We start from the raw sequence: 22,294 nt of genomic DNA on the forward strand, positions 1-22,294 counted from the left end.
CGCAGGCAGGCTTGCGCCGCTCGACGCCGCTCCATGACGAAAGCCCGGTGATAAGCTCGATGCCGACGCACCGTCGTACCTCGACGCGCCCCAAACCCTGACCCTACGACCGCAACGAGCCTCCCATGCCCCTCGCCCCTTCCGTTCTCTCCGCGTTCACGCCGACCGGCAAGCTGCGCGCGTCGATCAACCTCGGCAACCCGATCCTTGCGAACCGCGACCCGGCGACGGGTGAACCGTTCGGCGTGTCGATCGACCTCGCGCGCGCGTTCGCCGAGCGCCTGTCGGCCGAACTGGAGCTCGTAGTGTTCGACACCGCCGGAAAGTCGGTGCAGGCGCTGACCGACGAGCGTGCCGATTTCGGCTTCTTCGCGATCGATCCGCTGCGCGGCGAAACGGTCGCGTTCACTGCGCCGTATGTGCTGATCGAAGGGTTCTATCTGGTGCGTGACGCGTCGCCGATCCGCACGAACGCGGACGTCGACCAGCCGGACAACCGCGTGACCGTCGGCAAAGGCAGCGCCTACGACCTGTTCCTCACGCGCGAACTGAAGGCCGCGCAGATCGTGCGTGCGCCGACGTCGCAAGCCGTCGTGCCAACCTTCCTCGAACAACAACTGGAAGTGGCGGCAGGCGTGAAGCAGCAGCTCGAGGCCGATGCAGCGAAAACGCCCGGCCTGCGCCTGCTCGACGAGCGGTTCATGGTGATCCGGCAGGCCATGGGCGTGCCGAAGAGCCGCGGCGAAGCGGCCGCGGCGGCGCTGAATGCGTTCGTCGAGGAAATGAAGGCGTCGGGTTTCGTCGCGGATTCGCTGCGGCGGCATGGCATCACCGGCGCATCGGTCGCGCCGCAAGCGTGAATGCATGGGGCGCGGCGCAGCGATCCAGGACTGCGATCGCCCCGCTTGCCGGCCGTTCGACTTCGCGCGGCAGCCTCGGGCGCGGGAAGCTACGATCGCTTCGCGCGGATCATCATCCCCATCGCCCTCGTTGGTGGCGATGCTGCCCGGCGGCTCCGCGGTGAAGCCATGCCCTGACGCTTCCGGCGACGCAAACTCCCGTGGATGAATGGCCCCGCTGACCTGCCGGAGTCCCAGGCAATTGGGCTGAGCCAGATCGGCCGGCGTCTCCGGCTCGTCGTGGCGCTTGAAAGAAAACACCCCTCGAAGAGGGGTGCGTGGGTCGGATTGCGGTGCGCCCCCAGCCACTTGCAAGTTGGTTGGGGGACATCCTCGCCCGGCAGCGGGGCCGTCGATACGAAGCGTCACGCTCACCCTACCCGCGCTTCCCCCTCGTGCTCGGCTTCCCCTTCGTCCGTACCCGTTCGCGCCAGCACCGGCTTGAGCGCCTGCCCGGTGTGGCTCGCGCTCACCTGCACGAGCACTTCCGGCGGCGCCGCCGCGACGATCGTGCCGCCGCCCACGCCGCCTTCCGGCCCGAGATCGATGATCCAGTCGGCTTCCGCGATCACGTCGAGGTCGTGCTCGATCACGACGACGCTGTGCCCCGCATCGACGAGCCGGTGCAGCACGCGGATCAGCTTCGCGACGTCCGCCATGTGCAGGCCGACCGTCGGTTCGTCGAGCACATACAGCGTGTGCGGCGCCTTCTGGCCACGCCGCGTGATGTCGTCGCGCACCTTCGTCAGCTCGGTGACGAGCTTGATCCGCTGCGCCTCGCCGCCGGACAGCGTCGGCGACGGCTGGCCGAGCGTCAGGTAGCCGAGGCCGACATCCTTCATCAGCTGCAGCGGATGCGCGATGTTCGAGATCGGCGCGAAGAATTCCACCGCCTCGTCGATCTCCATTGTCAGCACGTCGCCGATGTTCCGGCCGCGCCACGTGACGGCGAGCGTTTCCGGGTTGAAGCGCTGCCCGTGGCACACGTCGCACGGCACCTTCACGTCGGGCAGGAAGCTCATCCCGATCGTGCGCACGCCTTGCCCTTCGCATGCGGGGCAGCGCCCGTCGCCGGTATTGAACGAGAAACGCGACGCCGTGTAGCCGCGCGCCCGCGCTTCGAGCGTATCGGCGAACAGCTTGCGGATCGTGTCCCACACGCCGATATAGGTGGCCGGGCACGAACGCGGCGTCTTGCCGATCGGCGTCTGGTCGACTTCCAGCACGCGATCGATCTGCTCCCAGCCGCTCAGCGACTCGCAGCCCTGCCACGCATGCGTGACGTTCAGCGACGGCCGCGGTGCGCTGCGCGCGAGCACGCTCGAACGGCGGTTGGCGCCCGGCGTGTCCTGCTGCGCGGCCTTGCGTGCGCGGCGCGTGGCCGGCGACGACAGCACCGAGCGGCCGACCGCGTCGAGCAGGTTCGTCATCAGCACGTCGCGCGCGAGCGTCGACTTGCCCGAGCCGCTCACGCCCGTCACCGCGACGAGCCGCGCGAGCGGAATGCCGACCGTGACGTCACGCAGGTTGTGCAGCCGCGCGCCATGCACGGTCAGCCAGGCTTCCGGCACCGTGGCGCCCCCCTTCTTGCCCGGCAGGCTCACACTGCGGCGCGGCTGCAGCGGGTGCGTCATCGGCTGCGCGAGCAGGCGCCCCGTGACCGAATCGGCCTGCGCGGCCAGATCCGCGACCGCGCCCTGCGCGACCAGCGTGCCGCCGCGCTTGCCCGCGCCCGGGCCGACGTCGATGATGTGATCGGCCCGGCGAATGGTGTCCTCGTCATGCTCGACGACGACGAGCGTATTGCCCTTGTCGCCGAGCTTGCGCAGCGCGTCCAGCAGGATCTGGTTGTCGCGCGGATGCAGGCCGATCGTCGGTTCGTCGAGCACGTAGCAGACCCCCTGCAGGTTGCTGCCGAGCTGCGCGGCGAGCCGGATGCGCTGCGCTTCGCCGCCCGACAGGCTCGGCGCCGCGCGATCGAGGCTCAGGTAACCGAGCCCGACTTCCTCCAGAAACGCGAGGCGGCTGCCGATCTCGCTGACGATGTCGCGCGCGATCTGCGCATCGCGCCCCGTCAGTTCCAGCCCGTCGATCCAGCGCCGCGTGTCGGACACCGTCCATTGCGCAACCTCGACGATCGGATGCGCGTCGAACGTGACCGCGCGCGCGGACGGGTTCAGCCGCGTGCCGTTGCAATCCGGGCATGGCTCGTTGCCCACGCCTTCCGGTTCCTGCTCGTCGGACGGCAGCGTCTGCTCGCGGCCTCGATCATCCCCGGCGAGCACCGTGTCGTCGTACGCCGCGCGCTGTTCGCGCGTGAGCGTGACGCCGGTGCCGACGCAGGTCGTGCACCAGCCGTGCTTGCTGTTGTACGAGAACATCCGCGGATCCAGCTCCGGGTAGCTCGTGCCGCACACCGGGCATGCGCGCTTCACCGACAGCACCTTGACCGTGCCGACGCGCGCGGTCGAATGATCGTTCTGCATCGCATCGTGCAGCCCGTCGAGCGGCGCGAGCAGATGCATCACCCCCTTGCCGAGCTCGAGCGTCTCGTCGAGCACGCGCCGCAGTTCGGCCTCGTTGTCCGGTGACACGACGATGTCGGCCACCGGCAACTCGATCGTGTGCTCGCGGAAGCGGTCGAGCTTCGGCCACGGATCGACCGGCACGAACTCGCCGTCGACCCGCAGATGCGTGCTGCCACGCGCCTTCGCCCACTTCGCGAGATCGGTATAGACGCCCTTGCGGTTGACGACGAGCGGCGCGAGCAGCCCGACGTGCTCGCCGCGATGATCGCGCAGCAACTGTGCGGCGATCGATTCGACGGACTGCGACGTGACGGGCGTGCCGTCGTGGATGCAATGCTGCAGGCCGAGCTTCACGTACAGCAGCCGCAGGAAGTGCCAGACCTCGGACGTGGTCGCGACCGTGCTCTTGCGGCCGCCGCGCGACAGCCGCTGCTCGATCGCCACCGTCGGCGGAATGCCGTACACCGCGTCGACTTCGGGGCGGCCGGCCGGCTGCACGATCGAGCGCGCATACGCATTCAGCGATTCGAGGTAACGGCGCTGGCCTTCGTGGAACAGGATGTCGAACGCGAGCGTCGACTTGCCGGAACCCGACACGCCGGTGATCACGTTGAACTTGCCGTGCGGGATGTCGACGTCGAGCGATTTCAGGTTGTGCTCGCGCGCGTTGACGATCCGCACGACATCTTCGCCTTCGATCGCCCGCCGCTCGCGCGCCGCGTTCAGCACGGCCTGCAGCGGCTTGCCTTCGTCGGCGGCCGCCAGTTCGGCATCCATCGCGCGGTCGTATTGCAACAGCGCCACGCCGGTATGCGATTCGGCGCAGGCCTTCACGTCGTCGGGCGTACCCGCGCACAGCACCCGACCGCCGCCGTCGCCACCTTCCGGCCCGAGATCGATCAGCCAGTCGGCCGCGCGGATCACGTCGAGGTTGTGCTCGATCACGATCAGCGAATGGCCGGCCGCCAGCAGCTTGCCGAACGCCTGCATCAGCTTCGCGATGTCGTCGAAGTGCAGCCCGGTGGTCGGCTCGTCGAACATGAACAGCTTCGCCCGCGCGATGCGCGCCTCTTCCGAGACGACCCGGCGCCCGTTCACGGCTGCCGCCGATTCGGCGAGGAAGCCGGCCAGCTTCAAGCGCTGCGCTTCGCCGCCCGACAGCGTCGGCACCGGCTGGCCGAGCTTCACGTATTCGAGGCCGACGTCGACGATCGGCTGCAGCACACGCAGCACCTCGGCGTCGGTCGCGAAGAACGCGGCCGCTTCGCTGACCGTGAGGTCGAGCACGTCGGCGATGCTCAGCGCGCGGCCGTTGCGCTCGATGCGCACTTCGAGAATCTCGGCGCGGTAGCGGCTGCCGTCGCAGTCCGGGCAGCGCAGGTAGACGTCGCTCAGGAACTGCATCTCGATGTGCTCGAAGCCCGAGCCGCCGCAGGTCGGGCAACGGCCGTCGCCCGAGTTGAAGCTGAACGTGCCGGCGCCGTACCCGCGTTGCAGCGCGAGCGGCGCCTTCGCGAACAGCTTGCGGATCTCGTCGAACGCGCCGACGTAGCTCGCCGGGTTCGAACGCGTGGTCTTGCCGATCGGCGACTGGTCGACGAACACGACGTCGCCGACCTGGTCGGCGCCCGTGAGGCCGCGGTACGCGCCCGGCGACTCGGTCGCCTTGCCGTGGTGCCGTGCCATCGCCGGATAGAGCACGTCCTGCAGCAGCGTCGACTTGCCGGACCCCGACACGCCCGTCACGCAGACGAGCCGCTGCAGCGGAATCTCGACCGTCACGTCGCGCAGGTTGTGTTCGCTCGCGCCTTCGAGCACGATGCGCGGCGTGTTCGCATCGACCACCCGGCGCGCCCAGTTCGACGCGTGCGCGACGTGCTTGCGGCCGCCGAGATATTCGCCCGTCAGCGTGTGCGCCGACCGGATGTCGCCCGGCGTGCCGTCGTAGACGATCGTGCCGCCGCGCTCGCCCGGGCCGGGCCCCATGTCGATCAGCCGGTCGGCCGCGAGCATCACCGACGGATCGTGTTCGACCACGACCAGCGTATTGCCCGCGTCGCGCAGCCGCTGCATCGCCTCGACGATCCGCGTGAGATCGCGCGGATGCAGCCCGATGCTCGGCTCGTCGAGCACGAACAGGGTTTTCGTGAGCGACGTGCCGAGTGCCGTCGTCAGGTTGATCCGCTGCACCTCGCCGCCCGACAGCGTGCGGCTCTGCCGGTCGAGCGTCAGGTAGCCGAGCCCCACGTCGCACAGGTATTTCAGGCGCGTGCGCACCTCGGCGAGCAGCAGCTTCAGCGCGTCGTCGAGCAGCGCGCTCGGCAGCGAGATTTCATCGAAGAAGCGACGGATGCGCTCGATCGGCAGCAGCATCAGGTCGTGCACGGTCAGGCCCGGCAGCGCTTCGAGCTGCGCGCGGCTCCAGTCGACGCCGCGCGGCATGAAACGGCCGGCGGGCGCGAGCACGCCGTCGGCGTTTTCCTTCGAGCCGAGCCGCCATTGCAGCGATTCCGTCTTCAGGCGCGCGCCGCCGCACACGTCACACGGCGTGTAGCTGCGATATTTCGACAGCAGCACGCGGATATGCATCTTGTACGCTTTCGACTCGAGATAGCCGAAGAAGCGCTTCACGCCGTACCACTGGCTCTGCCACTTGCCGTTCCAGTCCGGCGACCCGTTCACGACCCAGTCGCGCTCGGCGTCCGACAGCTCGGCCCACGGCGTGTCGCGCGGAATGCCGGCTTTCGCCGCGTAGCGCATCAGGTCGTCCTGGCACTCCTTCCAGGCGGGGGTCTGCATCGGCTTGATCGCGCCGCCGCGCAGCGTCTTGCGCGCGTCGGGGATCACGAGGCCGAGATCGACGCCGATCACGCGGCCGAAGCCGCGGCAGGTTTCGCACGCGCCATACGCCGAATTGAACGAGAACAGTGCCGCCTGCGGCTCCGCGTAGCGCAGGTCGCTGTCGGGATCGTGGAGCCCGGTGGAGAAGCGCCACACCTGCGGCTCGGCGGCCGCGCCATCCGGGCTTTCCGGCTCCGCCGCGAGCACGTATACGTTCACGCGCCCGCCGCCGCGCTTCAGCGACGCCTCGATCGCCTCGACGACGCGCACCTTGTCGGCGCCCTGCACGCGGAAGCGGTCGGCCACCACGTCGAGCACCTTGCGCGGCCCGGTGGGCGACGCGACCTCGCGCTGCGCCTGCACGCGCGTATAGCCGCTCGCCGACAACCACTGCGCGATTTCTTCATCGGACACCGCCTCCGGCAGCTCGACCGGGAACGTGACGACGACGCGCGGATCGTCCGCCTGGGTGCGCGCGACGAGATCCGCGTAGATCGTCTCCGGCGTGTCGTGTCGCACCTGCCGCGCGGTCTTGCGGTCGAACAGCTCGGCCGCGCGCGCGTACAGCAGCTTCAGGTGATCGTTCAGCTCGGTCATCGTGCCGACGGTCGAGCGCGAACTACGGACCGGGTTGGTCTGGTCGATCGCGATCGCGGGCGGCACGCCGTCGACGCGCTCGACCTGCGGGCGATCCATCCGGTCGAGGAACTGCCGCGCGTACGCGCTGAACGTCTCGACGTAGCGCCGCTGCCCTTCCGCGTACAGCGTGTCGAACACGAGACTCGACTTGCCGGAGCCCGACGGACCGGTGACGACCGTCATCTCGCCGGTGCGCAGGTCGAGATCAAGATTCTTGAGGTTGTGCTGACGCGCTCCGCGAATGCGGATCAGATTGCTGGATGACAATTTGCCTGCCCGTCTGAATGAGTTAGCCAGATTTCACGGTGCCGGAACGCTGCGGCGGATGCCCGCAGGCGCGGCGCACGTGCCGCAAGGTTGTACCCGTGCGGCTCGATTTCGACGGACACTATACTGTATATTCATACAGTTTTCCATGACGACCCTGGAAGCGTCATGGGCAGGCGGTCGGCTATCGGGATTCACTTCAGCCGGCACGCTGTTCGCCGAAGCTGGAACCCGGTCTGGACAAGGCGCCGGCCCCGATGCGTTCGTGGCCCGCCATCCTTGGTCGGAGCGATTGAGGCCCGATTCAAGGCGGCCGTCGAGATGGGGAGGACCGGGAACGGCCGAACGGCCAAGTCCGGCCGTGTCGACACGTTCGACATCGAGGCGGCGCCTCCGCCGGCGGCATTTTTAAATATCCGCTGCAACGCTTCCTCCGTCTTTCTTCTGGCACCTGACGAAGTTCGTTTCGATACCGTCATTTTCGACGATTCGTGCAGTGCAGTCGAATGACCGGTCGTGACCGACTGACGGCGATAACGAACAGTCGCGAGGTATCGAACTCAATGGGACAACGATCTGCCTTAGCTAGATATTGCGGCCGGTAGCGCACGCTCCATCACGATTGCTTGGGCGGCAAAATCCATCGCTGGTTTGCGAAGCAACTCAATGAAGCCTTCGCGTTTCCAGAATTCGAACGCTCTCGGATTGGTATCGATGACTGCAATGCGTAATGCGCGACACTGCCAGCCCATTCCGATTGCTTCGGCGAGCCGCAAAACCTGCGGGCCCAAGCCCCGTCCCTGCGAACTTTCCCGGAACAACAGCAAGCCGATGAACGCGATGTCGACCTCTGGATAGCCCCGTACCATTTCCAAACATCCAACCGCCTCGACGTCGAGAGAGATATCGTAGACGAATTTGTCCGAGTGGCTTTTGCCGGGCGGTAGCGCATCAAGTACCTCGATGGCGGCGTTCGGAGGGGGCAGCCTGCCTTCCACGGCCAGGCTATAGCCTGGCGCATCTTCGAGCACGGCTTGCAGACGTTCGATGTCGTTCGACGACTGGCGGTCGATTAGGCGTAGCGTAGGCGTATACATGGTCATGGCGGTTCGGGCGGGAATCTGCGATGCCGATTGTGGACGATCAGGGCGTCGAAGTCGAAGGACCGCTTCTGGCCGGCCGCCGCCGGTCGTGATCTCCAGCAACTGGCCGAACGGCGAACTTCGAGCGGTCCCGTGCGGGCCGCTGGTAAACTCGGGCAGCCAAAGTAACTTTTCCCGGTCACATGAGCACTCACCCCACCGCCGCACCTCCACCCGTCACTCCAACGATGCAGCAGTACCTGCGGCTTATCTGACAAGGGTCGGCGCACAAAGCTACGCCAACACCTACGCCTACCCTTGCCGTTACCGACCCAGAACGGACGCTCGACGTCCGGGTTGGCGGACATTCGCTTACCTATCGACTCTGAGCGTCACGAACAGATGGTGGTAGAGCCCTCGGCTCCAAAAATTCAAGATGTGGCTTCGGGGACGTTGGTACCTGCCCCTTCCGGCAGGTACCGTGCAATTTCGGCGACTTCTTTATCGCTCAATCGAAAGTCCGCAGCATCAATCAGTCCATCCACCTGGTCGGCGCGACGGGCACCAACAATTGCCCCAGTGATCGCTGGCTGTCTGAGCGTCCAGGAAATAGCAACCGCCGCCACGCTCAATCCGTGTCGATCGCCGATACGCCTGAACGCTTCGACTAAAGCCAGATTTTGCGTCAGCCGAGGCTCTTGAAAGTCTGGACTTCGGGTCTTCCGCCAGTCGTCATCCGGTAAGCCGGCTATGCGCTCACGAGTCATGGAACCGGCAAGTAATCCAGACTGCAACGTGGAGTATGGAATGACGCCGATTCCGGCCTGTTCGCAGTAGGGCAGGATGTCGGTCTCGACGTCGCGCATCAAGGCGGAATACGGCGGTTGAAGTGAAGCAATCTCGGTGACGGCTTGAGCGCGCTTGATCTGCGGCACATCGAAATTGGACACGCCGATCGCGCGAATTTTCCCTTCCGCTCGTAGCTTCGCAAGTGTGGTGAGGGCCGCTTCTATCCCGTCATCCGGGCCGCCCGGCGGGAACGCCGGCCAATGTATCTGATAGAGATCGATCACGTCGACCCGCAGGCGGCGCAGACTATCCTCTACTTCACGGGCGAGGGAAGCTGGGTCCAACGAATGCGAAATGCGGCGCGTAACCGAATCCCAGATCAGGCTTCCCTTCGTAAATACCAGCGGACGGCGTGATGGCGGGACCCGCCGGAGCAGCTCGCCCACCACCTCCTCAGCATGACCCAGCCCGTACACGGCAGCTGTATCAATCCAGTTCACGCCCCGCTCGACTGCGTACTCCAATGCGGCAAGGCTATCCTTATCATCTTGTGCGCCCCAACCAAATTCCCAACCTGGACCAGCAATGGCCCATGTACCGAGGCCGATGGCAGAGACCGAAAGTCCAGACTGCCCCAAATCGCGTGTTTTCATGTGCGTCCTCCCGAGTGGTTTCCGAGAGTATGGAACGCTTTATATCGCTGGATAAGTTACGGTATTCTGGATGAACTACTGAGCCTGATTCATCAATTTATGCCTGATCTACACGAGCTGGACGCCTTCGCTGCCGTTGCCCGCCATCGTAACTTCCGCAAGGCTGCAGTCGAGCGCGGCGTGTCTGCGTCGGCACTTAGCCATGCTTTGCGCGGGCTGGAGGAGCGGCTTGGTGTTCGTCTCCTGAACCGCACGACCCGCAGCGTGACTCCCACCGAAGCGGGCATGCAACTGCTTTCTCGACTGGAACCGGCCATTCGCGACATTGCCGACGCGTTGGCGGAATTGAACGCGTTCCAAGCGGCTCCGACGGGAAAGCTCCGCCTCAACGTGCCGCGTCCTGCGGCTCGGCTGCTGCTAGCGCCTATCCTCACGCGTTTCGTTAAGACCTATCCTCGCATCGAAGTGGAAATCGTCACCGACGATAGTCTGGTGGACATTGTCGGCGCGGGCTTCGATGCGGGTATTCGATTTGGAGAGAGCCTCGCAAAAGACATGATCGCAGTGCCGTTCGGCGATGCACTGCGCTTCGTTGTCGTTGCTTCTCCGGAATATTTGTCTGCCCATGGTCAGCCATCGGAGCCGCGCGAATTGATGGTCCATGCCTGTATTGGTCGACGCTTTCCAAGCGGAAGCCGCTACGCCTGGGAATTCGAACGGGCGGAACAAGCGCTGACAATCACGGCTGGCGGCCCGCTGGTGTTCGACGACGACGAAATGATGGTGCGAGCCGCCCTCGACGGCGCGGGTCTGGCTTACGTGTATGAGGCGTACGCGGAAGCGTTCATCACAACAGGCAGGCTCGTTCCTGTACTGCGTGACTGGAGTCCGAAGCCCTCGCGATTTTTTCTCTATTACCCGAGCCTTCGACAAATGCCACCCGCACTGCGCGCATTCATCGACGCGATTCGGCTCGACCAGCCTTGAGGAGCCCGGGTGCTGATGATGCTTGCAGTGTGAGTCCAACCACTACCGTGATTGCGGACGCGGCGCCGGTTTTCGGCAATTGTCGGCAATCGTGGTCGTAGGCCTGGATGTCTCAAAGTGGCCGAACTCGGCCGGCCGCCGCCCGGCGCACGCGACCGGCGCAGATCGACCCGCTCCGGTCATTGCAAACCATCCTTAGTAGACGTCTGGTTTCGAGGTGCAACGGTCCTTCCTTTCATCTTTGTTCGCGCCGGACAGAAGGTTCACGTTTCCAATCAGATCGCCTCACCGATGCGGTCCTTTTTCAGGTTATCCTCGAGGAGGCTCGACTAACGCCTGCGGGCACTTATGGCCTTCTAAACGGAACTGCCGTCGGTAAAAGGGCTTTGACTGGATAGTTTTCCGACCTCATCGGTTTTGGCTTTTCGCCGATACGAAGATGGCTCGACCAGAAGCAAATTTATCCCTCCCTGCTGGAGTAACGGTTCATGCCTTTAGCACTCACGGTGTTCGGTGTCGTGGCCGACGGACTCAATCCTACGCTTTGCTACGCGTTGATTCGAACTGTGCGCGGACCTGGCATCTATCCCGAGCCCAACTTGCCGAACGATGTCGCGATTGATGGCATTAGCCGTTCAGCCGTTTTAGATACCCCGTTTGATCTCATCGTCTGGGATAAGATTATTCCAGCAGACGAAGAGGTCGGACTTCAAAATGCGATCAATGAGGGCCGTCTGACATTACCTGATGAATGTCCGATCGCTGCCGGGCAAACGATCGAGGGCCTGCCGTTTGGCCCGCTCACAGTCGAGGAGAAAAATCAGAGGACGCGCATAAGCGGCGTTGGCCTTTTATATCGAAAAGGCATTGCGACGGAAACACCCTTCAAGGCGTTGAAAAAAGCGCTAGACCAGAAGCTGAAACCAGGCACCGTGTCAGAAGCGCTTGAAATGCTGGTCTCAAGAATCGGTGCTATCTCCGGAACCGGTGAGATCTTCGGGCGGCACAGACCGATCGGAGCTATAGACTATTTCTACCGCGCACCGGCGAGCATGTATCTAGATGGTCCACTGTTTGATGTGGTTCCTGAAAAGCCTGACTTCCGAACCAAAGCCCCCACGCTGCGGCTGTTCGTGCGCCGCCACGCCGCACCGCTAGATCAAAAGTTCAGCTTGCAAGTCACGTTGGGAAACCACGACGAAGTTCTCAGTGCGGTACTTCTCGACATCGACGCCGGCACACCTGAGACCGTCGTTTCGGCGCCAGCGCACATCACCGACGTTTCGATAGGCGTGTTCGACGAAGCTGGCAAGCTTGTAGATCAGTTGAACGCCATGTTCAACCAAGGGTTCCAGTTCGCCCTGTCAGCCTTGGGCGCTGTTGACGCACTTCCTCCGCCTTTTCCGGGTGCGCCTAAGAGTCCTGACCTTGAAGCTCGACACCGCGTTCACACTACTTCATTTGAAGGACCGTCGATCGCCAATCGCTCGGGCGGCCTCGACATCTTGCGAAAGAATCATGCGAATTTGACCGCACTGGTCGGACCGCTTTCGCCTACGTTTGAAAACGTTTGGTTCGAGCGTGGCGCGGAGGGACAGCTCGAGGTCATTCGATGGATTAAAAAAAAGGTCGAGCAACCTGGTCTGGCAAAAGCGTATCTCGTCGACCCGTACCTTGGAAGCGACTCGCTTAAGCGGGTCGTAGCCCGCCAAGGAAACGAAACCGCAGAGCTTTTTATCATCGTATCGCCAGGCAAGGTCGATCCTGACGCTGACACGGCTGCTGCGACGGCCGGCAGTGATTATCTTGCTAAACTGATCAGCATGGCTACGGAATGGGCGCCGAAGTTGGCCGGGCGAGTCTCCATTGTGCATATCAAACACGGTAACGGCTCGGAGCAGGCGTTCCACGATCGCTACATTTGCGTCGTCGATCAGAAAGGCGTTCCAAAGGCGTATCTGCTTTCCAATAGTCTGAGCAAGGCGGCCGGGGATTGGCCCTTCGCCATCTGCGAGCTCAACCAAGTAATGTCGTGGCGTATCTATGCCTACATTTTGGAAATGGTCGGCGGCCAGACCCAAGGACTCCAGCCTGAAGTTATTTGGAAGAGCGCAGATGTACCGACAGCGCCTGCGCCTAGCGCAGTAATAACTTCTGCCTCCAGCGATACAGAGCCTACGTGGGCAGCACCGGTTAAGGCCTTTTTGGCAGATGTCTGGAACGTCATTATTCGCAACTCCGAGTTCAAACCACAGGTAAGCGCCTGTATTGACGCGCTTTTGTGCGCTTGGCCGGAGGACATCGACGTAGAGAATTTCGCAGACGCCCTGTTTAAGGTCGTCAAGCACCGTGACGCCATCGTCGTGTTCGTTTCCGACTATCTCAGGAGCCGCGGGACGGACGAGCTTGCAAACATGCTGGACGACAAATTGCTTAATGGCGTTCTCGAACGACTTCCGGACACGGGACAACGGAGTGGCTGGTTTTTGCCTTTTGACGTGCGGCGTTCGGTCCTCGAAAATCTGGGAAAAACCATTGCGCGCAAACAAAATTCTACCAACTTCGTTCGTGCCAAACTTAACCCGAAAGTCCACGGATTCGTTAGATTGATCGAGACGCAACGGTTTGAGCAGACGATTGCATGGGATGCGCATGAAGCCGCACTGTTCCTTTCCATTATCGCGCTAAACGTTGCGGTACTGTCGGCTGCGCCAGAATCTCATCGAATTGGCGTCGCTACCGACTACATTCATTGGCTTGGCCGACTGATGCGATCGGACATTGCCGCTGGAATGTACGTTGGCCATGATGTCGCTCCGCCTGAATTTCTGAATGATCTGATCTTCGCTGCGCAAACAATTGCGAAGGTTCGTCACGTGTTGGGCGAAGACTTGAATACCGCTATCGATAGAGTGAAGGACGATCCTTGGGTCGCGCCGATTTTCAGGGAAAAGCTTCTTTCAATCCTACTCTAACTGATGAAGGAATCGACGCGATGATGGCTTTGGCCACTCGTCGACCCCAGGCTGCATTAGTAGGCGATCTGGTCGCTCTGAGCGGTGCTCGACGCCTCTAATCGGCGGCCTAGGGTCCGTTGTCTAGATAGAATCTGACGTTCGAGCGTCCTCCTTGGCGTGCGCGCAAATGACTGGAAATGGCCGAACTGGGCCAGACGATCTGACGCTGCCTGTTTGGTCTAGTCCGGCCTTATACACGTGAGTCGAACGGCGTGCGCCGCTTAGACTGCGTCGCGTACCCGCATGATCGTCTGGCGGCTCGTGCCGAATCGCCGAGCAAGCGCGGCCACGCTCGCCCCCGCGTCCAACTCGCGCAGCACGTCCGCCCGCTGCTCGTCCGACAGGGCGGACGGCCGCCCCATCGCTTTGCCTTCCGCCTTCGCGCGAGCGATACCAGCGTGTGTGCGCTCAATCAACAGATCCCGCTCGAACTCGGCCACCGCGTTCAACACCTGCATCGTCATCCGGCCGGCCGCGCTCGTAAGATCGACGCCGCCCAGGGCGAGACAATGAACCCGGATCCCGCGTTCTGCCAATCCCTCGACCGTGGCCCGTACGTCCATCGCATTGCGGCCGAGCCGGTCGAGCTTCGTCACGATCAACACGTCGCCTTCTTCCATCTTGACGAGCAACTGCGCAAACCCCGGCCGCTGACCGGCGCTTACGCTCCCCGAAATGCTTTCCGACACGACGCGGCGCTTGTCGACCGAGAAGCCGGCCGCCACGATCTCTCGTAACTGGTTCGCGGTGGTCTGGTCCGACGTACTGACGCGGGCATAGGCAAAGGTTCGGGACATATCGGGCACTCAATCTGTACGAAATGGGTGTTCGAATATAAGCCCATGTCCAAAACATCTCAACCCTTATTTTCGGACAGGGCGCCCCCCTGTCCGAAAGGAATCGGTTTTGGACAGGCGCATTTGATTGGAGGCCAGATTGCCTTCTGGTCGGTCGCTGGGACAGACATGAAGGTGCCACTATTCGAACTACAACAACCGACCCGAAGCGGTCAGAGGGGAATTCTCATAAGCGAACACTGGTCAACAAGATACGTCGTTTAACGCCGGACTTAGCCACCCCAACCTCGGCTCAGATGAGATGTTGGGCTTGCCAGGAGATCATTGCGGCGAATCCAAGATGACCTGCTCGACTAGCTCCGGGAAGCCAAGCGACGTTGCGCCCTTGGCAAAGGCTTTGCGCTCTGCTGTCGATGCGACTGCAAGTGCAGATGCGATCTCCTCAAGTGCGTTCACGTCGTCGTCCTCGGTGTGCGAGTTGCTCCGCTGATCGATGTACCTAACGGCAAGTACCAGTGCCTTGGCTAGTGCATCCATATGTGCCTTCAAAAAAAGCAAATGTGATGTGAAACACCCGCGCAGAAGAACGCTATTTTTGACCAATCTCCAACGACCGCAGCCGAATTCGGTCCGGCAATGACGGTTGAGCTACATCCCCGGAAGCTTTGAACACCGAAAGACGAGTGCGACAGCGCAGAGGAAGAAGAATAGTGAACCTTCAGCCGCCGCCCTAAAGGGATTCGATGCGCTTACTGCTGACGTGCAGACAAATCCAGCCGACCACCATTGCGGTGAGTGCCCGCGTGAGCCATAGCTTGGATGCCATCGGGAAATCAATGGCGTTGAAAGCTTGAATCAGGTTGTAAAGTCCGACGCAGATAGACGCGATACCCAGCGCGAGAAGAACAACGGCAAATGCTTGCCGCATGGACCTGCGACGCGCATCATTCTTTACTTCCGTGACGTCTGCAGTCGTCGATGGTTCGTAGCGCTGCTCACCGATTGACGTCATGTAGTCAGCCTCCGTATTTGCTGGCTGTTGCCGGCGGGCGAACCGCTTGCGTCGTCAGCCAACTTGCCAACCTGGATGAATTGCACCATGAGGCACAGTACAAAGCAGAGAATCATGAGGCAACGTACTGGCGAGAAAAACGCGCTGTTTCCTGGCACGACGAAGTTCACGGTGCCAATTCTAGTATCGGCAACAACACCTTGCGCAACAGAGGAGCGGGTGGTAGGTCCCTTCAATGACGCAGGAGTGCCCTGAATGAAGCGAGTGATCGCAAACGCGCCGACGAACGCACACGCCGCATGCAATTCGATCAACCAAACGGGCTGCGGCTGTTCCGGTGTTGCAAGCACCAGATTCAACGTTGTCACAATGCCGGCAGAGACGGCGCTAGTTACGAACGCCAGCAACCATGATTTGAATCGGCGGTTCATGAGTTTCCGCTTCGATGAGAAAAACGCTCGGCTCTTGTATCTGCGAGCAATGAAAATCGTTGAGCAATCCTCTGGATGCACAATGAGTCCCTCGCCCCCACCCACTGTCCCGACGACGGATCTGAAAACCGCGATCATACGGGGCTAGATGGATCAACAGTATTCCGAGACGGAGTGCGGTGTTGTCAACAATCGTCAAAAGCATTCAGCGCCGCGCTACAAGTCCGTCGATGACGATTGGAGCGTCGATGTCGACTGACCGCTCCTGGCGAATACATCCCGATGCGTTCGGCTGCATCCAACCCACTGCAATCACCCGATTTTCTCCGAACCCGTCATTCGTGTTAGCGTCATCCCCACCCTTCGTTCCCGCTTCTGCCATGGCTTATCGACTCCACATCGAACGTGATCCGCCCATCTCCCTGGATGAATGGCTGGCCGCCATCCGCGGGCAAGCCGCTTTGAAAGAAGACTCGAGCGCAGTCACGTCGGTGAATCCCGTGACGGGCGAGAGGATTTCGATTCCGGGAAGACCCGGCGATGTGTCGATCCTCGTCGGTGGCGAATGGATCAAGACCTTTAGCTGGAACAGGGGCCGCGCAAGTTTCAATGCGCCTCGGAATCTATCCGCAGTCGATCCAACGATGGCGGCGGCCATGCACCTGGCGGTGGCGCTTGCTGCCCTCGTCCGGGGCGACGAAGGCGAGCTCTACCCTCTTGCCGGCTGAACGGGTGCTGTCCATCAACACCGTGACCGCCCCATCAGCGACAACTGCAATTCCCGAAATCGCCCGCACATTACGTCGACTTCACTCTCCCCCCCTCTGCGAAGGGCACTTGCCAAGAAGCTCGACCAGCCGTGTCTCGCATCCGGAGAACGCGTACCCGCGCCGCTGCGAGATCATGAACGTCAGGGGGTGCATGTGCCACCCGCGCCGTTTGAGCTCGACGAGCGTTCCCTTCGCGAGGTCCGCCTCGACCATATGGCGCGGCATGTGTCCCCAGCACAAGCTCCCCCTGAGCAGGTCGTGCTTCGCGCCGAGGTCGTTCACCCACCACTGGCGTTCACTGGCGACCCCTTGCTGGGTCTTTTCCGCATCGGGCTGGTTGTCGGTGACGACGAGTTGGATGTGCCGGCCGAATTCTTCCCGCGGGATCGGCTGCGCCATGGCGGCCAGCGGATGCGACGGCCCGCATACGGTCACCATCTGTGCATCCCATAAATGATGTCGTTCGATGGTGCCCGGGCTCAGCTCGGGCACGTCCGTGATCGTCACCGCCAATCCGCACGTGCCCTGCAGAACCAGGTGCTCGCCGCCCTGCATGGTCGTCATGCGCAGATTGATCGCAATCGTTGGAAACTCCGCCTGCAGCGTGCGCAGGCATTCGATCAGGTGCGCACGCGAAAAATAGGTGTCGACGGCGATCGAGACCTGCGGGACGCCGGTTTCGGCAATCGCGGCCGCACGCATCTTCATTTCCTCGGTGCGTGAGATCACCCCGCGCGCATCGGGCAGGAGGCTGCGGCCTGCGGCCGTGAGCGTCGCCTTGCGCGTGTTGCGCTCGAACAGCACCACGTCGAAGGCGCTCTCGAGCGCGCTGATCGCGTGACTGATCGCCGACTGCGCTCGCCTCAGTTCCCTTGCCGCTCCGGAAAAGCTTCCCTGGTCGCACACGGCGACGAACGCCCGAAGTTGGTTGATGGTGACGTTGTCCAGCATATCTATCTATAAAGTAGATGGTACTTATAGATATTCAGTCAATTGGCTTCATGAATCAAGCGCGCCAGAATCAGGTTCGTCACTTTTGTCTCGAAGGATGCACGACATGAACAGACTGAACGGAAAGACCGCCGTGATCACCGGTGGCGCAACCGGCATCGGCCGCGCCGCGGCAAAGCGCTTCATCGAGGAAGGCGCGTTCGTCTTCCTCTTCGGCCGTCGGCAGGAAGCGCTCGATGCCGCGGTGGCCGACCTTGGGCCCCATGCCCGCGCGGTGAAGGGATCTGTCTCCGATTCGACCGATCTCGACCGGCTCTACGCGGCAGTGAAGGCGGAGCGCGGGACCCTCGACATCGTCTTCGCCAATGCGGGGACGGGAAGCCCGCTTCCGCTCCGCCAGATCACCGCCGAGCACATCGACGACATCTTCGACACCAATGTGAAAGGGACGATCTTCACGGTCCAGCAGGCGCTGCCGCTGATGGGTGCGGGCGGTTCGATCATCCTGACCGGGTCGAGCGCCGGAACCACGGGAGCGCCCGGATTCACGGCTTACAGCGCGAGCAAGGCCGCCGTGCGCAACCTCGCCCGGACGTGGGCGGAGGACCTGAAGGGCACCGGCATCCGGGTCAACGTGCTGTCGCCCGGGGCGACGGCAACCGAACTGGCCAAGGAGGCGCTGGGCGAAGAAGGCCAGCGGGCCTACGGTGCGCTGACGCCGCTCCAGCGTATGGCCGATCCGGCGGAGATCGCGGCGGCGGCCGCCTTTCTTGCGTCGTCGGACAGCAGCTTCATGACCGCCAGCGAGGTCGCCGTCGACGGCGGCCTGGCACAACTCTGAGGAGCAAGACAACATGACCCAATCGCTAAAGGGCAAGACCGCGCTCGTGACCGGCGCATCACGGGGCATCGGCCGCGCGATCGCCGAACGTCTGGCCAGGGACGGGGCGACAGTCGCACTGACCTACAACGCCAGCCGATCGGGCGCGGACGAGACGGTCGCGGCCATCGAGAAAGCGGGAGGCGCCGCGTTTGCGATCCATGCGGATCTCGTCGCCCCGGCGAGCGTCCCGGCCTTGTTTGAAAGACTCGACGACGAATTCACCCGACGGCACGGCAGCAAAACCCTCGACATCCTGGTCAACAACGCCGGCAATTCCGGCTGGCTTGGCTTCAAGGACGCGACGCCGGAGAGCTGGGACACCCTGATGGCGGTCTACGCCCGTGCGCCCTTCTTCATCATTCAAGCCGCGCTCGATCGCCTCGCCGACGGCGGACGCATCATCAACATTTCTTCCGCTGCCGCCACGAAGCCCGTTACGGCGGCGCCCGTCTACTCGATGGCGAAAGCGGCGATCAACACGCTGACCCATGTGCTCGCCATCGAGCTGGGGCCGCGCGGCATCACCGCGAACGCCGTCGCGCCGGGCTTCACGCGAACGGATGCGAACGCCGCCCTTCGGGAGAACCCCGAACTCGTCAAGGCGCTCGAGGCGCAAATCGCGCTGGGCCGCGTTGGCGAGCCGTCGGAAATCGCCGATGTCGTGGCGTTTCTGGCTTCCGATGAAGGCCATTGGGTGACCGGCCAGACGATCGAGGCGAGCGGCGGCTACAAGCTCTGAGCCCACCGCGAAACGAAGGAGAAACACATGCGTTACGCAATCATCGGCTTCGGCAAGATCGGCCGCGCGCTTGCCAGGGCCTTCGCCCGCCACGGCATCGAAGTGGCCGTTGCAACCACACGCGATCCGGCAAGCTTTGCGGCCGATGCCGCCGCGATCGGGCCAACGATCGTCCCCACCACCCTTGCGGAAGCGGTCAAGGCGGACATCCTCTTTCTGGCGGTTCGTTTCGAGTCGCACCCGGCGGTCGCCCAAGCACTGGCCGACTGGACCGGGAAGACGGTCATCGACGCGATGAACACGCAGGCCCCGCTTGACGAACTGGACGGCCTCCCGTCCTCGGCCTTCGTCGCGAAAGCGTTCGCCGGCGCGAGGCTGGTGAAAGGCTTCAACCATCTGGTCGCTGCCGTCCTCGACCAGGACCCGGCCGTCCACGGCGGCCGGCGCGTCGTGTTCCTGGCGAGCGACGATGACGGCGCCGCAGCGGAGGTCGGTGCGCTTGCGGAAAAACTCGGTTTCGCGCCGATCCAGCTTGGCGGGCTTTCGAAAGGCGGATGGCTGGTGCACGCGCGCGGAAAAAGCTGGGGACACCTGATCTTCAAGGACCTGATCAGGTTCGACTGATCGACCGCCCCGATCCACCCGAAGGCCATCGGCCGATCGCTTGCGCGAACGACTTCAGATACTGCATGCCCGTGTCGCACATGATCGTCACGATCGTGGCGTCCGGGCCAAGCCGTTCGGCGAGTCGCAATGCGCCGGTTACATTGGCGCCGGTCGGGTGCTCTGCACCACCGTCCGCTTCGCGCCGGCGGACGGCCGTCAGGCCCGTCGAGGGACGATGACCGATGATGGCGGGCTACCGCCTGATGCGGTCGACCGTAGTCGACCCGGCGCAGACTTTCGAAATTCTCGATAACGGCCAACAGAATCGGCCGTTCAGCGTCACAGTCTGGAACAGCCGCGTCCAAACCGCCGGCAGCAACCTTATCGCGAGCGGTTAGGCACTCCAGGATTACCGGGTGAATGGTTTGAGTCTGATAGGGTTCTCGCAAGTGAAGAAGCGTCAGTTGCATCGGGCAGACTCGATGCCTTTAGATCGCGGGGCGAAGGCATACCGAACTTGTTAAACAGCCTTGCCAGATAGGATGGCGATTCGATCCCTACGCTCAAGGCCGCCGACAGCACGGTCGTGCCGGGAACATCCAAGAGCGAACGCGCACGCATTACACGTTGTCGGACTTGATAAGCGGTGAGGCTTTCGCCTGTCTCCTCGCGGAAGATCCGAGTGAGATGACGTCGCGATATGGCGAATTCTGAAGCGATTGCCTCTATATCAATTCGCTCCGCCAGCATGACGTCAAGATACGCCTTAATCTCACCGACCAGTTGTCCGCGCGAAACCTTCGGATTGGTATCGCTCGGTGCGGCACTTAGCACGGCCTCCACGCACGCAGATGCAATCAGCCGATCGACCAGATCGTGTTGATACCGCGACATATCATGTGCTTCCCCCGTTTTGCCGGCCGCGTCGAACTGTCTTTGCAAACGCAGCGCGCCAAGCAGTGCATGTGGCGGCGCGCAGTAGCGCGGTGCCTCGCCCTTGGCGATTCGACCATTGGATTTGCGCGCACAAAACGAAACGAAGTCGCGCTCCACATATACCGCCGTATGGCAATGCTCTCCGCGATTGCTCGCCGTGTCGTGAAAAATCCCGGCCGGAACCATCGCAAGCACGCCGGCGCTGATGCGCTGCGCGTGCTTCGAACGCTCCGAGGTCAGCGTCAGCGCGCCTTGATGTGGCAGCAGGAACATGAACTCTTCGTGCTCGTGCCATGACGTCACGTAATCGGCCATCGTGATGCGACAGGTCGCGGCCACACGGTCGGCGGGAATGTGCGATTTAGACGTTTGATAAAACATAACGCGAACCTGCGACTTGGGATTTTCCGGTGGATTGTAGCAACGCACTAACGCAAACCGCCATGGCCCAATAGTGAGCATGTTCCGGCCCAAACGGAAGCGAAGAAAAAACGCCGATCGTGCATGCTGCGAGAAATGACGGACTGGCCTTCGCGCCGGCTTCACAAAGGGCAGCACGCCGATGAGCAGGATTAATTTCGGAACAATCGCATGAGCATCGTACAACGAGTACGACTTGTACGGGTATTTTCCACCACTGACGAAGGCGGCAACCCGGCCCCGGTTGCCCTCGACGCGAACGGCTGGACCGAGGCGCAAATGAAAGACGTGGCCCGCGCCTATGGTCTGGAAAGTGGGTTTGTGATGCGCGCCGTCGACCCGCGCCACGATTTCCGCTTCCGCTTTTTCGTGCCCAACCACGAGATGGAGATGTGCGGACACGCGGCGCTGGGCGCATTGTGGCTGCTGCGTCACACAGGCGCATGGCGCACGAACACCGCTCTGATCGAGACGCTGAGCGGAAGCGTCGAAGCACGGTACAACACGTCCGACGCGCGGATCGAAGTCAGCCAGCCTGCGGGACGCGTCGAGCCGGTCATTGACGCGGCGCTCATCGCAAGAACACTCGATGCATTGAACCTTGATGCGAACGATCTGCTGCCCCTCGGCATCGCCAACGCGACGACGAGCCGCACCAAAACGCTGGTACCGATCCGCACAATCTCACGGCTAAATGCGATCACGCCGAAGCTAGAGCTCATCGAAGCCTTATGCGACGCGCTGTCGTCGACCGGTCTGTATCCGTTTTCGTTCGATGCCAACGCACCGCACGTGTTCGAGGCACGGCAATTCCCGCGCGCATCCGGCTACCCGGAAGACGCGGCGACAGGCATCGCAGCGGCAGCGCTGCTGTTCGGCGCGCATCGCTATGGGCTCGTCGCGAAGGGGGTACGCGGCGTTGTCGTGCGTCAAGGCGTGGCGATGGGACGTCCATCCGCGATCACGGTGAACTTCCGGGATGTGGCCGATGAAGGCCGTGGTTGCTGGCTCAGTGGCCCGGTTTGTCTGATTGACGAGGTCTGATGC

At 62.7% G+C, this 22,294-nt stretch carries 17 protein-coding genes; 8 read left to right on the forward strand and 9 right to left on the reverse strand.

Annotated elements, in window-relative coordinates; all coding sequences use genetic code 11:
• Positions 1-125 precede the first annotated feature (125 nt).
• A complete protein-coding gene (locus tag LGN17_RS20000; RefSeq protein ID WP_226198306.1) occupies positions 126-860 on the forward strand; it encodes an ABC transporter substrate-binding protein in 735 nt (244 codons plus the stop codon).
• 410 nt (positions 861-1,270) lie between these two features.
• Here LGN17_RS20000 and uvrA read toward each other — a convergent pair whose 3' ends face one another.
• The 3 genes from uvrA to LGN17_RS20015 form a co-directional block, all read right to left on the reverse strand.
• A complete protein-coding gene (gene uvrA, locus LGN17_RS20005) occupies positions 1,271-7,174 on the reverse strand; it encodes an excinuclease ABC subunit UvrA (protein WP_226198307.1) in 5,904 nt (1,967 codons plus the stop codon).
• 581 nt (positions 7,175-7,755) lie between these two features.
• The gene (locus LGN17_RS20010) at positions 7,756-8,277 is read right to left on the reverse strand and encodes a GNAT family N-acetyltransferase (RefSeq protein ID WP_226198308.1); all 522 of its coding nucleotides are present in this window, start codon (positions 8,275-8,277) and stop codon (positions 7,756-7,758) included.
• 410 nt (positions 8,278-8,687) lie between these two features.
• Positions 8,688-9,698 (reverse strand): aldo/keto reductase, encoded by a 1,011-nt coding sequence (locus LGN17_RS20015; protein WP_226198309.1) that lies wholly within the window; start codon positions 9,696-9,698, stop codon positions 8,688-8,690.
• Positions 9,699-9,797: 99 nt separating this feature from the next.
• Here LGN17_RS20015 and LGN17_RS20020 point away from each other — a divergent pair, with 99 nt between their 5' ends.
• Both LGN17_RS20020 and LGN17_RS20025 read left to right on the forward strand, forming a co-directional pair.
• Positions 9,798-10,685, forward strand: a complete 888-nt coding sequence (locus tag LGN17_RS20020; protein WP_226198310.1) for a LysR family transcriptional regulator — start codon at positions 9,798-9,800, stop codon at positions 10,683-10,685.
• 488 nt (positions 10,686-11,173) lie between these two features.
• Positions 11,174-13,660, forward strand: a complete 2,487-nt coding sequence (locus tag LGN17_RS20025; RefSeq protein ID WP_226198311.1) for a VPA1262 family N-terminal domain-containing protein — start codon at positions 11,174-11,176, stop codon at positions 13,658-13,660.
• 263 nt (positions 13,661-13,923) lie between these two features.
• On the opposite strand, the gene LGN17_RS20030 is transcribed toward LGN17_RS20025, so the two are convergent.
• The 4 genes from LGN17_RS20030 to LGN17_RS20045 all read right to left on the reverse strand — a co-directional run bounded on the left by LGN17_RS20030 (position 13,924) and on the right by LGN17_RS20045 (position 15,942).
• Complete coding sequence (locus tag LGN17_RS20030) at positions 13,924-14,499, reverse strand: recombinase family protein (protein ID WP_135351091.1); 576 nt, start codon at positions 14,497-14,499, stop codon at positions 13,924-13,926.
• A gap of 321 nt (positions 14,500-14,820) precedes the next feature.
• On the reverse strand, positions 14,821-15,036 hold the full coding sequence (locus tag LGN17_RS20035) for a hypothetical protein (protein ID WP_226198312.1): 216 nt from the start codon (positions 15,034-15,036) through the stop codon (positions 14,821-14,823).
• Between the two features lie 193 nt (positions 15,037-15,229).
• Positions 15,230-15,511, reverse strand: a complete 282-nt coding sequence (locus LGN17_RS20040; RefSeq protein WP_226198313.1) for a hypothetical protein — start codon at positions 15,509-15,511, stop codon at positions 15,230-15,232.
• Positions 15,508-15,942, reverse strand: coding sequence for a hypothetical protein (locus LGN17_RS20045; RefSeq protein WP_226198314.1), 435 nt, complete (start codon positions 15,940-15,942; stop codon positions 15,508-15,510). The genes LGN17_RS20040 and LGN17_RS20045 overlap by 4 nt, the downstream gene beginning before the upstream one ends.
• A gap of 380 nt (positions 15,943-16,322) precedes the next feature.
• Here LGN17_RS20045 and LGN17_RS20050 point away from each other — a divergent pair, with 380 nt between their 5' ends.
• Positions 16,323-16,670: a hypothetical protein gene (locus tag LGN17_RS20050; protein WP_226198315.1), complete on the forward strand. Its 348-nt coding sequence runs from the start codon at positions 16,323-16,325 to the stop codon at positions 16,668-16,670.
• A gap of 81 nt (positions 16,671-16,751) precedes the next feature.
• Here LGN17_RS20050 and LGN17_RS20055 read toward each other — a convergent pair whose 3' ends face one another.
• Positions 16,752-17,663 carry a LysR family transcriptional regulator gene (locus LGN17_RS20055; RefSeq protein WP_226198316.1) on the reverse strand — a complete coding sequence of 304 codons (912 nt, stop codon included), beginning with the start codon at positions 17,661-17,663 and terminating at the stop codon, positions 16,752-16,754.
• A gap of 106 nt (positions 17,664-17,769) precedes the next feature.
• Between LGN17_RS20055 and LGN17_RS20060 the strand changes: the two genes are divergently transcribed.
• Genes LGN17_RS20060 through LGN17_RS20070 form a run of 3 tightly spaced genes read left to right on the forward strand, consistent with a single transcriptional unit; the run spans position 17,770 to position 19,909 of the window.
• Positions 17,770-18,504, forward strand: a complete 735-nt coding sequence (locus LGN17_RS20060) for an SDR family NAD(P)-dependent oxidoreductase (RefSeq protein WP_226198317.1) — start codon at positions 17,770-17,772, stop codon at positions 18,502-18,504.
• Between the two features lie 13 nt (positions 18,505-18,517).
• Positions 18,518-19,285: an SDR family NAD(P)-dependent oxidoreductase gene (locus LGN17_RS20065; protein WP_226198318.1), complete on the forward strand. Its 768-nt coding sequence runs from the start codon at positions 18,518-18,520 to the stop codon at positions 19,283-19,285.
• Positions 19,286-19,312: 27 nt separating this feature from the next.
• Positions 19,313-19,909 carry an NADPH-dependent F420 reductase gene (locus LGN17_RS20070; protein WP_226198319.1) on the forward strand — a complete coding sequence of 199 codons (597 nt, stop codon included), beginning with the start codon at positions 19,313-19,315 and terminating at the stop codon, positions 19,907-19,909.
• 363 nt (positions 19,910-20,272) lie between these two features.
• Here LGN17_RS20070 and LGN17_RS20075 read toward each other — a convergent pair whose 3' ends face one another.
• Complete coding sequence (locus tag LGN17_RS20075; protein ID WP_226198320.1) at positions 20,273-21,433, reverse strand: helix-turn-helix domain-containing protein; 1,161 nt, start codon at positions 21,431-21,433, stop codon at positions 20,273-20,275.
• On the opposite strand from LGN17_RS20075, the gene LGN17_RS20080 reads away from it, so the two are divergent.
• A complete protein-coding gene (locus tag LGN17_RS20080) occupies positions 21,419-22,291 on the forward strand; it encodes a PhzF family phenazine biosynthesis protein (RefSeq protein ID WP_226198321.1) in 873 nt (290 codons plus the stop codon). The genes LGN17_RS20075 and LGN17_RS20080 overlap by 15 nt on opposite strands.
• The last annotated feature ends 3 nt before the right edge of the window (positions 22,292-22,294 follow it).

It is taken from the genome of Burkholderia sp. AU30280, assembly GCF_020420125.1.
In the GTDB taxonomy this organism is placed as follows: Bacteria; Pseudomonadota; Gammaproteobacteria; order Burkholderiales; family Burkholderiaceae; genus Burkholderia.